The following is a 16,727-nucleotide window of genomic DNA, read 5'->3' as shown; positions in this document are numbered from 1 at the left end:
AAATGTATATAAAAATTACATTCGCTCAACAATATTTTTAGACGAGTCTAAATCTTAAATGTTAGAATTGGAACAATTGGGACATATTCCTGACAGTGTAAAGTTTATATCGTTTACTTTATAATTGTGTGGAATAATATAACTCGGCTTTACGCTTTCAAGGCAAGTTATTTCAAGACACTTTTCACAACTGAAATGAGCATGGTTATGAATGTGAACTCGCTGCGCATTATGATGGCATTTTGCATATTTAACGGTTCCGTCAAGGTCAACAATTTTATGGACAACATCATCATTAACGAGGCGATCTAAAATTCTATAAACAGTTACGCGATCGCATAAAGTTTCGATTTGTTTGTAAATTTCTGTATGTGACAGCGCGGTCTTAGATTTTCCAAAAATCTCTAAAACGGCCGTCTTTGCTGTGGTGTTTCTTGTTGTTTTCATTTTTTTTAAAATAAAAAATAATAACGCAACATTGTTGCGTTTGATTTTTATGTGTATATTTGCAACAAAATTGCATTAAGCAAATGTACACGAAATGAAGAAAACTACAACACCTTTTTACGATATTTTAGGAATTTCAAGCGCGACGATTTGTTTGGTACATTGTCTGATTTTTCCGCTTCTGACTGTTTTGCCTTTAGGCTTGAGTCATAATCCATTTATTGATTTGCTCTTTGCATCGATCGGACTTTTTGCAATCTTTAAAATTATAAAAAAATCAGGACTATTAATAGCGACAATTTTAATTGTTTCGATGCTGCTGATTTGGATGAGTGTTTTAAGTGAAATCATTCTGAATATTCATCTCGATATGATTTTTATTGGCGGAATCGGAATGATAATTGGCCATTTGTTGAATTATAAAACGCACAAAAGTAAAAATCATTAAAAGATAGCGTTATGGAACAGAAACATTTTGAAGTGATTATTGTAGGCGGAAGCTATAGCGGACTTTCAGCGGCGATGAGTTTAGGGCGTTCTTTACGTCAGGTTTTGGTTATTGACAGCGGTTTGCCTTGTAACAGACAAACGCCACATTCACATAATTTCATTACACAAGACGGCGAAGTGCCTGCTGTGATTTCGGCGAAAGCCAAATTGCAAGTGGACTTTTATAAAACTGTTCAGTTTTACAAAGGACTTGCTGTTCAGGCAACAAAAACAAAAGAAGGTTTCGAAATCAAAACTGATTCAGGAGAAACTTTTACATCTAAAAAAGTGTTATTCGCAACCGGAGTAAAAGATTTGCTCCCCGAAATTAAAGGTCTGGCAGAATGCTGGGGAATTTCGGTTTTGCACTGTCCATACTGTCATGGTTATGAAGTAAAAACAGAGAAAACGGCTATCATCGCCAACGGAGAAATGGCTTTTGAATATGCAAAACTGATTTCGAACTGGACAAAAGATTTAAGATTGCTTACCAATGGAAAATCAACCTTAACATTAGAACAAACAGAAATTCTTCAAAAGCATCAAATCGAAATCATTGAAGAGGAGATTGAATCTTTAGAACATGAAAAAGGAAATATTAAACAGGTAATCTTTAAAAGCCAATCCAAAGCAACAGTAAAAGCGATTTATTTCAGACCGCCTTTTGAACAACATTGTTCTTTACCCGAAAGTTTAGGTTGTGAATTAACGGAACAAGGTTTGATCAAAGTTGATATGATGCAGAAAACGACTCTTCCTGGAGTTTATGCAAGTGGAGATTGTGTTATTCAGGCAAGATCTGTGGCAATGGCGGTTTCTTCGGGATCCTTCGCCGGCGCTTCTATTAATAAAGAACTTATTGATGAAAGGTTTAGTTGATATTCTGGTCGATATTTTTAAACACATAGAAACATAGTTTTTGTAGTCGGTAAAAGGCGTTTCACTTGCATGTAAACATCCCAGCTTCGGGACTATTTGTGAAAGCTAGCTTTTTAAATTAATTTTCAATCTCAAACAAAATACTATGTTTCTATGTGTTTAAACAAAATTATAACATATTGATTTAAATAGAATTAAAAATTTTAGTTTCAGAATCATTATTTGTCAAATTTAATTTTTAGTTTTGTCTAAATTTAATTTTATAATAATGAAAAACTCAATAGTAATATTGATTCTGTTTACTTTACAATTTTCTTTTGCGCAGGAAACCACTACTGTTTCTGGTTTTATAACTGGCGAAGGAAATAAAATACAAGCCGCGAACGTACATTTACTGGGCACAAAACAAAAAACAGTTACGGATAGTTTGGGATATTATACTTTGGAAAATGTGACGTTTGGAAATTATACCATTCAGATTTCTCAAATGGGTTTTCAGACTTTGAAAAAGAAAATTCAGGTTATAAAAGATTCCATTCAATCTTATGATTTTGAACTGAACGATAATGAAAATCAACTTAACGAAGTTGTGGTTTCCGGAACTTTAAAAGCAGTCAAACGATTAGAGAGTGCTGTTCCGGTTGAGGTTTATTCGCCAGTTTTCTTCAAGAAAAACCCAACTCCAAGTATTTACGAAGCGCTTCAAAACATCAATGGCGTTCGGCCGCAGCTTAATTGTGGTGTTTGCAATACGGGCGATATTCATATCAATGGTTTAGAAGGTCCTTACACTTTGGTATTGATTGACGGAATGCCAATCGTGAGCAGTCTCTCGACAGTTTACGGTTTATCCGGAATTCCGAATTCTTTGGTAGAACGAATTGAGATCGTAAAAGGTCCGGCTTCGTCTTTGTATGGAAGTGAAGCGGTTGGCGGTCTGATCAATATTATCACTAAAAATCCAACAAATGCGCCGGTCTTTGCAGCTGATGTTTTTACGACAACCTATTTAGAAACCAATGTCGATTTAGGAATGAAATTCAGTCCGACTAAAAAATCAATGACGCTTTTGGGAATCAATTACTTTAATTACAATGAAGTTGTGGATAAAGACAAAGACAATTTTACGGATGTGACTTTGTCTGAACGGATTTCGGTTTTCAATAAATGGAGTTTTTTGAGAAATGAAAATAGACTTTTTACGATCGCGGCCCGCGGAATGTACGAAGATCGCTGGGGTGGAGATGTGCGCTGGGAGAAAAAATACCGAGGCGGCGACGAAATTTACGGCGAAAGTATTTATACCAAAAGAGGTGAATTAATAGGAAGTTATCAATTGCCATTTGAAGAAAAACTGATGCTTTCGTTCTCCGGAAATGTGCATTATCAGGACAGTCGTTACGGAACAACATCGTATATCGCGAATCAGAAAATTGGTTTTTTGCAATTGACCTGGGATAAAAAGCTGGGAAGGAATGATTTACTTGCCGGAATTGCGAATCGCTATTCGTATTACGACGACAATACTACTGCCACAAAAGAAGCTGAAAGCACTTGGTTGCCGGGAATTTTTGTTCAGGATGAAATTACGCTTTCGCCGAAAAGTCAGGTTTTATTTGGAATGCGATACGACTATAACTCAATTCACGGTTCTATTTTCACGCCAAGAGTGGCATATCGCTGGAAGAAAAATGAAAATACAATTTTCAGATTGAATGCCGGAACCGGATTTCGCGTTGTGAATTTATTTACCGAAGATCACGCCGCATTAACCGGTTCGCGCGATGTTGTGATTCAGAATGATTTGAAACCGGAACAATCTGTGAATGCGAATCTGAATTACATTCAAAAAATAAATTTCGAAAACGGCACTTTTATCGGAATTGAAACAACGGCTTTTTATACCCGTTTCAGCAATAAAATCATATCTGATTACGAAACAGATCCGAATAAAATCATCTACGACAATATCAACGGGTATGCTATCAGCCAGGGAATCAGTACGAATGTTGATGTTAATTTTCCTTCGGGCTTAAAAATGATTTTGGGTGCTACAGTTTTAGATAACAAAAATGTGGAAAACGGGGTTTCTGAAAGACCTTTTTTAACGGAGAACTTTACAGCAACCTGGAGCGTTTCATATAAAATAGAATCCTTAAATTTATTGTTGGATTATACCGGAAATGTTTACAGTCCGATGAAGTTGCCTTTACTGAGCGATTTAGATCCTAGAGATCCAAACTCGCCTTGGTATAGTATTCAGAATATTCAGTTTACGTATTCTGGATGGAAGAATTTTGAACTTTATGGCGGAATAAAGAACCTTTTGAATTTCACACCAATGCAGAAAAATCCGTTTTTGATTTCAAGAGCAAACGATCCTTTTGATAAAAACGTGCAATATGATTCGGCCGGGAAAGTTTTGGTAACACCGGATAATCCATACGGTTTGACTTTTGATACGACGTATGTTTACGGGCAAAATCAGTCGATTCGTGGGTTTTTTGGGTTGCGATATACTTTGAGATAAATTTATTTTTAAACACATAGAGACATAGTTTTGCAGTGGTCAAAAGGCGTTTCACTAATCTTAAAACACATAGCTATGTGTAGAAACGTGTTTCTTTTCGCATCCTTTTTCAAGGTATAAAAATCTATGGTCCTATGTGTTTTAATAACCTTTGAGCAATTAGAATTTATATGAAAAAGCTAGCGATAATAATCATCTTCTTAGGAATAACTTCAACGGGATTCTGCCAACTTCAGAGCAGGTCTTTTGAGGCGATTGATAGTCTGCAGCAAATTCAAAAGCGAAAAATTATCGTTTTTATTCATACCGATTGGTGTCAGTATTGCCAAAAAATGAAAAGTACGACTTTCAAAAATCAGGAAATTATCCAAAGTTTAAATTCAGATTTCTATTTTATTGATTTTAATGCTGAGGAGAAAAAGGATATTTCATTTAATAATCAAACATTTAAATACCAACCAACAGGCAATAACGTTGGTGTCCATGAACTTGCTTTGCAACTCGGAACGATGAACAATCAAATTGTATATCCGGTTTTGTGTGTTTTGAATGAGAAAAATGAAATCATACTACAGTATAACAATTACCTCAGCCCAAAAGATTTTAAAGTGCTTTTAGAAAAATTGAAAGAATAAAATTCCTTATTTTTGAGAATGCATTCTTCACAAATAAAACATTTCAACTACATATTTACAGGAACAGGTTTATCGACTTTGATGACCGTTTATAAAATGGTTTTGTCTGGAAAATTCAATGACAAGTCGATTTTGTTATTAGATGAAAGTCAAAAGAAAAGCAATGACAGAACCTGGTGTTTTTGGACAGAGAAGGAAACAATGTGGGATTCGATTATCTCCAAAAAATGGGATTCGGCTTTGTTTGCCAATGAAGATTTCAGAAGAGATCTGGAGCTGAAACCTTATCAATACAATCAAATTCGGGGAATTGATTTTTATAATTTTGTTTTTGAAACGATTTCTAAACAATCAAATATTACTTTTTTAAAGGAGAAAGTAACCGATATCAATGAACTCGAAACCCATGTTTTTGTGGGAACCGAAGAAAATAGATATACCTGCGATTACTTATTAAATAGTATTTATACGAAGGGCTTTGTTCAAAGTCAAACCAAATATCCGGTTTTGCAACAGCATTTTGTGGGTTGGTTTGTGAAAACTGAAGCTAAAGTTTTCAATCCGGAACAGGCTACTTTCATGGATTTTGCGGTTGAACAAAAAGGAAATACACGATTTATGTATGTTTTGCCAACTTCTAAAACCGAAGCTTTGGTGGAGTATACGTTGTTTTCAGAAAATTTGCTTGAAAAAGAAGAATATGAAAACGAGATTAGACTTTACCTGCAGAAACTCGGAGCGGATAAATTTGAAATTATAGAAAAGGAGCAGGGGAGTATTCCGATGACTTGTTATCCTTTTTGGAAAAAGAATACCAAACGAGTTTTAAATATCGGAACTGCAGGTGGATGGACCAAAGCGAGCACCGGTTTTACTTTTAGAAACTCAGATAAAAAATCATCTGAATTGGTTGAGTTTCTTCATTCTTCGACTCCGCTCAGAATGACAACAGAATCACTCAAAATATCATCATTTCGTAAAAAAAGCCGATTTTGGTTTTATGATTTACTGCTTTTGGATATTCTGTACCGTCATAACGAATTAGGAAGCCCTATTTTTTCCTCTTTATTTAAAAAAGGTAATGCAGCAATAGTATTTAAGTTTTTGGACGAAGAAACAAGTTTAATACAGGATGTTAAAGTTATTTTAAAGTGTCCCAAAATGCCGTTTATAAAAGCGTTATTTAGAGTTATTTTTCTTTCAAAATAAATTTAACCAAAAAACTCTAATCTTGAAAAAAACTATTTTAGGAATTTGCTTCTTTTTTACCGTTCTATCCTTTGCGCAAGTATCAACAAACAAAGCGCATGACGCAATTGTCGAAGAATTTTTAACCAACTGTGCCGAAAAACATAATTATGTCTTTGAAATGACCGAATGGCAGGATTGCCTTGATCAGGGTTTGAAAAAAGACAGTACCGTTGCCTACTTGTGGCAACAAAAAGCAATGCCTTATTTTAAATGCAAAAAGTATGAAGTTGGAATGCAGTATTTAGACAAAGCTGTATTTTATAACAAAGAACGTTGGTTGTCGTACAGGGCTTTTATAAAATGCATTTTTGCACATACTTATAAAGATGCCATTAAAGATTTTGAAGAATGTATTAAACTTTATGGGAATAGCTATGTAATGGATCATACCTATAGTTTTTATATGGGAATTTGCTATTTACAATTGAATGAATACGAAAAAGCAGAAAAACTTTTTGACGATTATGTCGCTGATATTTATAAAAACAGACAGAATTTAGAACATCCAACAGCCTATTTTTATCAGGGCATCGCAAAGTATGAATTGAAAAAATGGGATGAAGCAATTGCGATTTTTGATAAGGCGATTAAAATCTATCCTGAATTTTCGGATGCAAAATATTACAAGGCAATTTGTTGGCTTAAACAAGGTAAACCAAGAGAAGAAGTTGTGGCTTTAGTTGGTGTTGCAAGAGAAGATGCTGCAAAAGGATTTTCGATTAATGAAGACAATACGATTTATGAAACATATCCGTATCAAAAGAAGTTTACCAAGTAATTAATTTACTTCTTAGAGTATTAAGTTAAAAAGTTGTTTCACGCAGATTTTGCAGATTTAGGCAGATTAGCTTTGATCTTTTCTTATTTGCAATCTTAAATAAAATCTGCGTTTATCTGCCTAAATCTGTGAAATCTGCGTGAAATTTCACTCCCAATATTATATCAATTCAACTATAACAAAACTTTATACTTCAAATTAAGTAGTTGCGCTTAAACTTTGTAACTTTGCAAAATCAAAAGTAAAATTTAAAAATAAACAATATGTATCCAGAAGAAATGGTAAAACCAATGCAAGCTGAATTAACGGCTGCTGGTTTTCAAGATTTACATAGTGCTGAAGCTGTAGATAATGCTATCAAAGCTGAAGGTACCACTTTAGTTGTTGTAAACTCTGTTTGTGGTTGTGCTGCAAGAAATGCGCGTCCAGGAGCAAAAATGAGTTTAGAAGGTGCTAAAAAACCAGATCACTTAATTACAGTTTTCGCTGGTGTTGACAAAGAAGCGGTTGATGCTGCAAGACAACATATGTTTCCTTTTCCTCCATCATCGCCTTCTATGGCTTTGTTCAAAAACGGAGAATTGGTTCACATGTTAGAGCGTCACCACATCGAAGGACGTCCGGCTGAATTAATCGCTGAGAATTTGCAAGATGCGTTTAACGAGTTTTGCTAATTAAGGCTCAAAGAAACAAAGGTACAGAGGTACAAAGGTTAAAAACAAAAAGCACTATGAAAATAGTGCTTTTTGTTTTTTATGTGTCAAATATAAAACCTTTGTACCTTTGCAACTCTGGACCTTTGTCCCTCTCCTTAATTCCATCCCCCGCCTAAAGCTCTATAAAGCTGAATCATAGAAGCCAACTGGCTTTGCGTTAAATCTGAAAGGCTTAATTCAGCATCAAAGAGAGAGCGTTGTACTTCAAGCACTTCCAGATAGGATACGTAACCGTTGTAATATCTGGCTTGAGATAATTCTAAATTTTTTCGTGCTGCAATTACCTGTCTGTCTCGTGCTGCCCATTCTTCTTTGTATGTTTTTACGTTTTGTAATGATTGTTCTACTTCGGCAAGAGCGACAATACAAGTTTTTTGGTAGGAGAGTCTGGACTCTTCGGCAATTTGTTTATAGATTTCTACTCTTCTTTTATTTTTTCCAAAATTAAATATAGGACCAACAACTGAACCGCTTGCATTTTGTAAATAAGAAGAACCGTTAAATAAATTGCTTACATCCTGACTTGCGAATCCTGCAAGTGCTGCAATATTAAAAGAAGGGAAACGCATTGCCTGCGCTACACCAATTCTTTCATTAGAAGCCATATAATACATTTCAGCTTGTCGTACATCTGGTCTGTTTCTTAACAAAACGGAAGGAATCGAAACAGGTATAGTATTAGCTACCTGAAGTTCTATAACCGTTTTTCCTCTTTCAATTGGCCCGGGTGCCTGACCCGTTAATATTGAAATGGTATTTTCTCTCATCGTAATTTGTCTTTGAATGGATGGTAAAACTGCTTCAGCAATTGCCACCTGCTGTTCTATTTGAACTTTGTCTACTTCAGAAACATATCCGGCCAAAAATCTTGCATTGATGATATCGAAGGCTTTTCTTCTGGTTTCGAGTGTTTGATTGGTAATGATTAATTGATTGTCAAAATTACGAAGCTCAAAATAAGCAACTGCAATATCACTTACCAGATTAGAGAGAATCACTTTTCGACCTTCTTCGCTGGCAATTAATTCGTCCTGAACCGCTCTGTTTTCATGGCGAATTTTTCCCCAGAAATCCAACTCCCAGGATAAATTAGCCGATGCATTTGAAGGCATAAAAGCTTTTTCATTACTATTAATCGTGGCACTGTAACCAACAGCAGGCAGTAAATCGGCTTTTGTATATCCTAATTCTGCTCTGGTTTGTTCGATACGGGCCATCGCAATTTTCATATCATAGTTGTTTTCTAAACCTTTATTGATGAGTCCTTTTAAAACGTCATCGTTAAAAAGATCAAACCATTTTACATTGACTACAGAAGCAAGCGTATCAGCATATCCAGGTCCGTAACGGAAATTAGCCGCTTGAGGGTCTTCTGGCTTTTGATATTTTGGCCCTACCAGACAAGCTGTAGGTAATACTGCCAGAGTAAGAATAACGATTACTATTTTTACTTTATTCATGATCTGTAGTTTTTGAATCCGTACTAATTTCAGTTGCTACAACCTCATCTTTCTTTTTCCCGATATTCTCAATCATTACAAACAATCCAGGAACAATTAATACCCCAAGAACTGTTGCAATTAACATTCCGCTAAATACGGCCATTCCCATAACGATACGCGCCTGCGAACCTGCACCTGTTGCAGTAAGCAGCGGAACAACACCAAGAATAAAAGCAAAGGCCGTCATCAAAATTGGCCTAAAGCGGAGTTTGGCTGCAATCATTGCGGATTCATAAAGTGGTCTCCCTTTTTCATATTCTTCTTTGGCAAATTCCACAATCAAAATTGCGTTTTTGGCGACTAATCCAATTAATAGAACCAGTCCAATTTGTGCAAATACATTGTTTACATAAGCATCACTTCCAATTCTTGCCAGGAACAATCCCAGAAAGGCTCCGAAAACCGCAAATGGTGCACCAAGTAATACGCTGAAAGGTAATTTCCAGCTTTCATATTGTGCGGCAAGAATTAAGAATACAAAGACCAATGCCATTAAGAATACAGTTCCACCACCAGGTGAATGTTTTTCCTGATACGAAAGGTTGATGTAATCATAACTCATATCTGCTGGGAGTGTTTCTTTGGCTACTTCTTCTAAAGCGTCGAGCGCTTGTGCACTACTAAAGCCGTCATTCGGACTTCCTCCAATTTCAGCCGACCTAAATAAATTAAGACGGTTGGTAAAATCAGGTCCTGCAACTTTTGTGGCGGTAACCAAAGTTGAAATTGGCAGCATTTCACCGGCATTATTTCTTACATAGATTTTATTTAAGTTTTCTGGTCTTAATCGGTCAACAGCTTCGCCTTGTAAATACACTTTGTATTGACGGCCAAAACGGTTGAAATCATTCACATAAGTTCCACCTAAAAAGGCACCGAGTACTTCAGTAACTCTGGAAACCGGAACGCCTAACTTCATTGCTTTTTCGTTGTCAATATCCAGCTTTATTTGAGGTGTACCGGCATTAAAAGTGGTATAAATTCGTTTTATTTCAGGTCTTTTTTGCGCTGCTGCAATAAAAGCTTGTGTTTGCTGTGCGAGATATTGTGGTGTATTTCCGCCTCGGTCCTGTAACATTAAACTAAAACCGGCAGATGCTCCTAGACCCTGAATTGCGGGTGGACCAAACGCGAAAGCGGTGGCTGTGGTAATTTGTGTCGTAAGTTTTTTATTTAATCGATCTACCAGTTGTTTAGCTGTTTCAGCTCGTTCTTCCCAAGGTTTTAACGAGATGAAAATAAATGCGTTATTGGGTTGGTAAGAGTTGGTAAGCATACTAAATCCATTGATGGTAGTATAAGAAAGTATTGATTCTTCCTGTTTTAAAAAGCCATCTACTTTTCTTGAAATTTCATCTGTACGCTGAAGCGAAGAGGCAGGAGGCAATGCAATATTAATCAGCACATATCCCTGATCTTCTTCCGGAATAAACCCTAATGGAATTTTTTTGCCTAATAAAACTACCGCTAGTATTACTACTCCTAGCAGCGCTACAATTCGCAATGATTTTTTGGCAAAAAAAGTAGCCCCTTTTATGTAACCGCCAGTAACTTTTTCAAAAATTTTGTTGAAACCTGTGAAAAATTTAGCCAGCCATCCTGTTTGCTCGTCAATTGGTTTTGTGGGCTTCAGCAACATAGCACAGAGCGCGGGACTTAAGGACAACGCACTAAAGGCCGAGAAGGCGACCGAGACCGCAATCGTTATGGCAAATTGCTGATAAAAACGGCCCGTGATTCCGGGTGTCATCGCTACTGGCACAAATACCGCAATAAGGATTAACGCAATGGCAATTACCGGACCGGAAACCTCCCGCATCGCTTGTATAGTGGCATCTTTAGGAGATTTGCCATGTTCAATATGATGCATTACAGCTTCTACAACCACGATGGCATCATCGACAACAATACCAATAGCCAGTACTAATCCTAATAAAGATAATGTGTTTATTGAAAATCCCAGCAATGGGAAAACGGCTATAGTACCAATTAAAGATACTGGAACTGTGATTAACGGAATCAAGGTGGCACGCCAGTTTTGAAGAAATATAAATACAACCAGAATTACCAGAATTACTGCCTCAAACAGCGTGTGAACGATATCTTCAACACCGGCTGTAATGGCAAGCGTTGTATCTAATGATTCCTGATAAACAACATCTTTAGGTAATTTTTCAGACATCTTTTTCATTGCTTCTTTGGCAAGAGTAGCTACTTCAAGAGCGTTACTTCCCGGCATTTGGAATACGGTGATTGCGGCTGTAGCATTACCATTTCTTCGGGCATTTGAACTATAGTTTTCTGTACCTAATTCAATTCTGGAGATGTCGCTTAAGAGTACCTGAGCTCCATCTGTTTTGCTTTTAACCACAATTTGGCCAAATTGCTTTTCAGTAACCAAACGATCCTGAAGTGTAACGCCATAAGTAAAATCTGTTCCGGGCGGAGTTGGTTCTGCACCAAACTTTCCTCCAGGGCTAATCATGTTTTGGGCATTCAGGGCATTTTTTACATCATCAACGGTAACGCCGAGTTTACTCATAACATCGGCTTTGAGCCAAACTCTCATCGAATAGTCACTTCCACCAAAAAGAGAAGCTTCACCAACTCCTTTGATACGCGCCAATTGATCTACAATGTTGATATTGGCGTAGTTATTCAGGAATTTTGAATCATATTTTGGATTTGTTGAGGTAAGGGTGAATAGCATCATCGGGAAAGACAATGATTTTTTTACGACAACTCCTTGTTGTTTTACACTTGGCGGCATAAAAGGAGCCGACTGTGCCTGACGGTTTTGGGTAAGCATGTTAGCGTTATCCAGATTGGTTCCAACATCAAAAGTTACTTCAATAGTACAAGCTCCGTCAGAGGTGTTTGTCGATTTTATGTAAAGCATCTGTTCAACTCCATTTACCTTTTGTTCAATTGGTGTTGCAACAGCCTGTTCAACATTTAAGGCGTTTGCACCTGTAAAAGAAGTTGTGATTTTTACAACAGGCGGATTGATGTCAGGATACTGTGAAATTGGCGTTTTTTGTAATGCGAGTAATCCAAGTATCACGATTATGATACTGATTACCATGGCTACGATCGGTCTTCTAACAAAAAATTCTCCCATAATGATGTTTCTAAATTATTGAGTTAGCTCGAAATTAATTAACTGCTTGTCCTGGAGTCCAATCTTTAATTTGTGGAGTGATTACACTTCCGCTTTTTAATAATGAGGTTCCTCCAAGCGCTACTTTATCATTAGCGGTTAATCCATCAGTAACGATATAGGAGTCTTTGAATGACGGCCCAATTTGTATTGCTTTCATCTCTACTTTGTTATTACTGCCTAAAACATAGACTTGAGAGATTCCCTGCATTTCAATAACGGAACGCTGAGGTATGATTAATGCATTTTTGCGAACATCAGTAACGACATGAATTTTAACATATTGGCCTGGGCGAATCAATTTGTCAGGATTAGAGAATGCAGCTTCAAAAGTTACAGCGCCAGTTGTAGGGTCAATTTGTCTGTCGGCAAAACTGATTTGTCCTTTCTGAGGATAATCAGAACCATCTGATAATTGGATAGAAATTGATTTTCCAGCTCCTTTTAAGTCGGAATTTTTCTTTGATATTTCTCGGAAAATACGAAGATATTCTTGTTCACTCATAGTAAATCTAACTCTAATATCCCCAAGATCTGAAACTGTATTTAAGACGGATGCCGCACCAGGACGGACATAATCGCCTGCTCTCACTTTTGATATTCCTATCAATCCCGAAATTGGCGCAACAATATTGCAATAGGATAATTCTATTTTTGAATTTTTAAGATTGGCCGATGCCGCTTTAATACCCGCTTGAGAAGCATTGTAAGCTGATCTTGCAGCAATTAACTCCCTTTGACTAACTGCGTTCATTTTGGCTAATGGCTCCATCATTTCATAGTCTGATTTGGTTTTGGATAATCTGGCCTGCATTTCGGCTAATTTTCCCTCTGCCTCACTTACTTTATTCTGAAAAGGCAAGGGATCAATTGTGTATAACAATTGCCCTTTGGTTACGAAACTGCCTTCTTTGAAGTTTAAGCTTTCAATAACACCATCAACTCTGGGGTTAATTTGAATATCAGATTGCCCAAATGTTTCACCGGTAAATTCCGATTCAAGATTTACATCTTGCTGCAGCACTTTTACAATTTGAATTTCGAGAGGCTTGGGCGCTGGTGGAGTTTCTTTTTTACAGGATAATAATAAAAAAAGTAAGAAAATTGCTGGAGAGTAAATTCTGTTCATTTTTAATTTTATATTAAATTCTATTAAAACTCAACTAACTAAAAACCAAATAATTCATTAGCTAAGTTAACATTTTTTTATTAAGATTTGAAATATTATTTTTCATTCCTATTTTTTCTTAAATTTATATTTAATTGATCTTCAATTATTAATAAAATCGACTAAAAGCTATAAATCACCGCCAAACTGCATTTTTTGTAAGAATCTATTTTTAATTTTTCTAATTATAATTTTAAAAATTCCTGTTATGTCAAAAAAAAATAAAGTAAAATCGAAGAATTTAGATGGCGCTTCAGGCAATCTAAAAGCGTTAAGTAAAAAAGAATTACTGCATAAGGCAAAAAAGTTTTCAGAGCAATATTGTGTGGGTGAGGATAAAAGTTTTATGTTAAAGGACAGACCCACTTCTTATTTTGGAAATGAATCAAAATCAGCAATTAAAGAAACTTTGCAAATAGGAGTAAAAGCATTGGCTGCCATGCAGGACATTCTATATGCACAGGATAAATGGTCGGTTTTGCTTATTTTTCAGGCTATGGATGCAGCTGGAAAAGACGGTGCAATTAAGCACGTTATGTCTGGAATAAATCCACAAGGCTGTCAAGTGTCTTCTTTTAAAGGACCAAGTTCTGAAGAATTAGATCATGATTATTTGTGGCGTTGTCAAAAACATTTACCCGAAAGAGGAAGAATTGGTATTTTTAATCGTTCGTATTATGAAGAAGTTTTGGTGGTTCGCGTTCACGAACAGATTCTGAAAAGTCAAAAAATACCAGAAAAATTGATTACTGAAAATATTTGGGAAAATCGTTTTGAAGACATAAGAAATTTTGAAAGGTACCTTAACAGGAACGGAACTGTCGTAATCAAGTTTTTTCTTAATGTTTCAAAAGAAGAACAAAAAAGAAGGTTTATAGAACGAGTAGATAACCCGGATAAAAACTGGAAATTTAGTCCCACAGATGCAAAAGAACGTGGCTATTGGAATGATTATATGCATGCGTATGAAGAATTAATAAAGAATACATCGACTAAAAAATCTCCCTGGTATGTTATTCCTGCGGATAACAAATCGTATGCGAGAATTGCAATTGCGTCGGCAATAATTCATGCCTTAGACGAAATGGATTTAGAATATCCGAAAGTAAGCGAAGCTAAGATTGCTGAATTAAATGCGGTCAAACAGGCATTGTTGGATGAGGAAGATTAATATGGGAAAAAATCGCAACTTTAGTTTTTCGCTTTAAAAAAAACCTTAGTACCTCAGAACCTTTGTAACTTAGAACCTTTTTCCCTACTTTTGCACCTCAAAAAAATTCTCAACTTAAATTAGTTTATAGCATGCAACTGTACAACACTTTAAGCGCAGAAGAAAGAGCCATCATGATCGATGATGCAGGTAAACAACGACTTACGTTGTCTTTCTATGCGTACGCCAAAATTGAAGATCCCAAAAAATTTCGCGATGATTTATTTTTAGCCTGGAATAAGCTCGATGCTTTAGGTCGAATCTATGTTGCCACCGAAGGAATTAATGCTCAAATGAGTATTCCCGAAGAAAATTTGGAGGCTTTTAGAGCAACTCTCGAAGTTTACGATTTCATGAAAGGCATACGATTGAATGAAGCTGTACAACATGATGATCATTCCTTTTTAAAATTGACTATTAAAGTTCGTGATAAAATCGTTGCTGACGGTTTGAACGATGAAACTTTTGATGTTACCAATATAGGCGTTCACTTGAAAGCCAAAGAATTCAACGAGATTCTGGACGATCCAAATACGATTGTAGTTGATTTTAGAAATCATTACGAAAGTGAAGTAGGGCATTTTAAAGGTGCCATAACTCCGGACGTTGAAACTTTCAGAGAAAGTCTACCCATTATTAACGAACAACTTCAAAATCACAAAGAAGATAAAAAACTGGTAATGTATTGCACTGGTGGAATTCGTTGTGAAAAAGCAAGTGCTTATTTTAAACACCAGGGTTTTAAAAATGTATATCAATTAGAAGGCGGAATCATTAATTACGCTAAACAAATTGAGGCAGAAGGTTTAGAAAGCAAATTCATTGGGAAAAACTTTGTATTCGATAATCGTCTGGGTGAAAGAATTACCGATGATATAATTTCGCAATGCCACCAATGTGGAAAACCTTGCGACAATCATACCAATTGCGAAAATGATGGATGCCATTTGTTATTCATACAATGTGATGAATGTAAGTCAGCAATGGAAAACTGTTGTTCTACAGAATGTCTTGAAATTATTCACATGCCTTTAGTTGATCAGGTTCGTTTGAGAACTGGTAAACAAGTTGGAAATAAAGTTTTTAGAAAAGGAAAATCTGAAAATTTAAAATTCAAACATTCAGGAGAGTTAGCTGATACTGCTTTGGCCGCGGCCGAAAAGCCAGTTGATATTCGACAAAAAATAAAAGTAAAAAAAGTACTGGTTGGAAAAGCGGAGCATTATTATGTGAAAGCACAAGTAGGACAATTTACTGTTGAAAACCAAGAATTGCACCTTGGGGATAAAATTTTAATTTCTGGGCCTACTACTGGTAATCAGGAATTGGTTTTAGAGAAAATGATTGTCGACGGAGTAGCAAGTACAACTGCTAAAATTGGTGATATTGTTACTTTTGAAGTGCCATTTCGTATTCGTTTGTCAGATAAATTGTATAAAATTGTAAATTAGCCAAAAATTTGAGCTAATTTATTTATGTCACAATCCTTTACCAAATTATGGAGTCATGCAATTGGGCAACCAAAAACCGTCAGGAATTAATCGATTTCTCAATTGAGAAAAAACTGTACGATTTCATTTGGCAAGAGTTAACTGAACTAGGATGTCCCGTTAGAATCATAAATGGAATGCATGATCATGTGCACGTTTTATTTTTGCAAAATCCATAAAAAACTATTTCAGACATTGTAAAGCAAATAAAAGGAAGTTCTTCTCACTTTATAAATAGAGAAGAACTTATCCTTGAAAAATTTGCGTGGCAAACCGGCTATGCGGTTTTTTCTGTCAGCGAGTCCCAGTTAGATGCCACTTACAATTATATTAAAAATCAAAAACAACATCATCTTAAAAAAAACGGACAAGATGAATTTGATGATTTTGTAAAACTGCATGAATTAGATAAAAAATGAATGTCCAACGATACGTCTCCTGTGGTTGAAACCACCGGCTATATTGAAATACC

The 16,727-nt window shown here is 35.9% G+C and carries 13 protein-coding genes and 1 pseudogene; 10 read left to right on the top strand and 4 right to left on the bottom strand.

The window, feature by feature from the left end; all coding sequences use genetic code 11:
* Positions 1–54: 54 nt before the first annotated feature.
* The gene (locus tag AC3ITQ_RS04660) at positions 55–447 is read right to left on the bottom strand and encodes a Fur family transcriptional regulator (protein WP_489237017.1); all 393 of its coding nucleotides are present in this window, start codon (positions 445–447) and stop codon (positions 55–57) included.
* Positions 448–541: 94 nt separating this feature from the next.
* Between AC3ITQ_RS04660 and AC3ITQ_RS04655 the strand changes: the two genes are divergently transcribed.
* The 7 genes from AC3ITQ_RS04655 to AC3ITQ_RS04625 all read left to right on the top strand — a co-directional run bounded on the left by AC3ITQ_RS04655 (position 542) and on the right by AC3ITQ_RS04625 (position 7,683).
* On the top strand, positions 542–895 hold the full coding sequence (locus AC3ITQ_RS04655; RefSeq protein ID WP_489237016.1) for a MerC family mercury resistance protein: 354 nt from the start codon (positions 542–544) through the stop codon (positions 893–895).
* 11 nt (positions 896–906) lie between these two features.
* Positions 907–1,815 (top strand): NAD(P)/FAD-dependent oxidoreductase, encoded by a 909-nt coding sequence (locus tag AC3ITQ_RS04650; protein ID WP_489237015.1) that lies wholly within the window; start codon positions 907–909, stop codon positions 1,813–1,815.
* 268 nt (positions 1,816–2,083) lie between these two features.
* Positions 2,084–4,345 (top strand): TonB-dependent receptor, encoded by a 2,262-nt coding sequence (locus tag AC3ITQ_RS04645; protein ID WP_489237014.1) that lies wholly within the window; start codon positions 2,084–2,086, stop codon positions 4,343–4,345.
* A 170-nt stretch (positions 4,346–4,515) separates the two neighbouring features.
* Positions 4,516–4,980, top strand: a complete 465-nt coding sequence (locus AC3ITQ_RS04640; RefSeq protein WP_489237013.1) for a thioredoxin family protein — start codon at positions 4,516–4,518, stop codon at positions 4,978–4,980.
* Between the two features lie 18 nt (positions 4,981–4,998).
* Positions 4,999–6,189, top strand: a complete 1,191-nt coding sequence (locus tag AC3ITQ_RS04635; protein WP_489238887.1) for a lycopene cyclase family protein — start codon at positions 4,999–5,001, stop codon at positions 6,187–6,189.
* 22 nt (positions 6,190–6,211) lie between these two features.
* Positions 6,212–7,009, top strand: a complete 798-nt coding sequence (locus AC3ITQ_RS04630; protein ID WP_489237012.1) for a tetratricopeptide repeat protein — start codon at positions 6,212–6,214, stop codon at positions 7,007–7,009.
* 263 nt (positions 7,010–7,272) lie between these two features.
* Entirely contained in the window at positions 7,273–7,683 is a 411-nt protein-coding gene (locus AC3ITQ_RS04625) for a BrxA/BrxB family bacilliredoxin (RefSeq protein ID WP_041520378.1), read from the top strand.
* A 137-nt stretch (positions 7,684–7,820) separates the two neighbouring features.
* Here the strand turns inward: AC3ITQ_RS04625 and AC3ITQ_RS04620 are convergent, their stop codons facing one another.
* From AC3ITQ_RS04620 to AC3ITQ_RS04610, 3 genes are read right to left on the bottom strand one after another with little or no spacing between them, the layout of a single operon-like run.
* On the bottom strand, positions 7,821–9,185 hold the full coding sequence (locus AC3ITQ_RS04620) for an efflux transporter outer membrane subunit (protein ID WP_489237011.1): 1,365 nt from the start codon (positions 9,183–9,185) through the stop codon (positions 7,821–7,823).
* A complete protein-coding gene (locus AC3ITQ_RS04615; protein WP_489237010.1) occupies positions 9,178–12,348 on the bottom strand; it encodes an efflux RND transporter permease subunit in 3,171 nt (1,056 codons plus the stop codon). The genes AC3ITQ_RS04620 and AC3ITQ_RS04615 overlap by 8 nt, the downstream gene beginning before the upstream one ends.
* Positions 12,349–12,382: 34 nt before the next feature.
* A complete protein-coding gene (locus tag AC3ITQ_RS04610) occupies positions 12,383–13,516 on the bottom strand; it encodes an efflux RND transporter periplasmic adaptor subunit (RefSeq protein ID WP_489237009.1) in 1,134 nt (377 codons plus the stop codon).
* 247 nt (positions 13,517–13,763) lie between these two features.
* Between AC3ITQ_RS04610 and AC3ITQ_RS04605 the strand changes: the two genes are divergently transcribed.
* The 3 genes and pseudogenes from AC3ITQ_RS04605 to tnpA all read left to right on the top strand — a co-directional run bounded on the left by AC3ITQ_RS04605 (position 13,764) and on the right by tnpA (position 16,674).
* Complete coding sequence (locus tag AC3ITQ_RS04605) at positions 13,764–14,726, top strand: polyphosphate kinase 2 family protein (protein WP_489237008.1); 963 nt, start codon at positions 13,764–13,766, stop codon at positions 14,724–14,726.
* A gap of 131 nt (positions 14,727–14,857) precedes the next feature.
* Positions 14,858–16,216 carry an oxygen-dependent tRNA uridine(34) hydroxylase TrhO gene (gene trhO / locus AC3ITQ_RS04600; RefSeq protein ID WP_489237007.1) on the top strand — a complete coding sequence of 453 codons (1,359 nt, stop codon included), beginning with the start codon at positions 14,858–14,860 and terminating at the stop codon, positions 16,214–16,216.
* 24 nt (positions 16,217–16,240) lie between these two features.
* A pseudogene (tnpA, locus tag AC3ITQ_RS04595) lies at positions 16,241–16,674 on the top strand (IS200/IS605 family transposase).
* Positions 16,675–16,727: the final 53 nt, after the last annotated feature.

It is taken from the genome of Flavobacterium sp. KH_001 (assembly GCF_057840745.1).
Note: the sequence above shows the minus strand (reverse complement) of the source record. Positions and strands in the feature narration are given on the sequence as shown.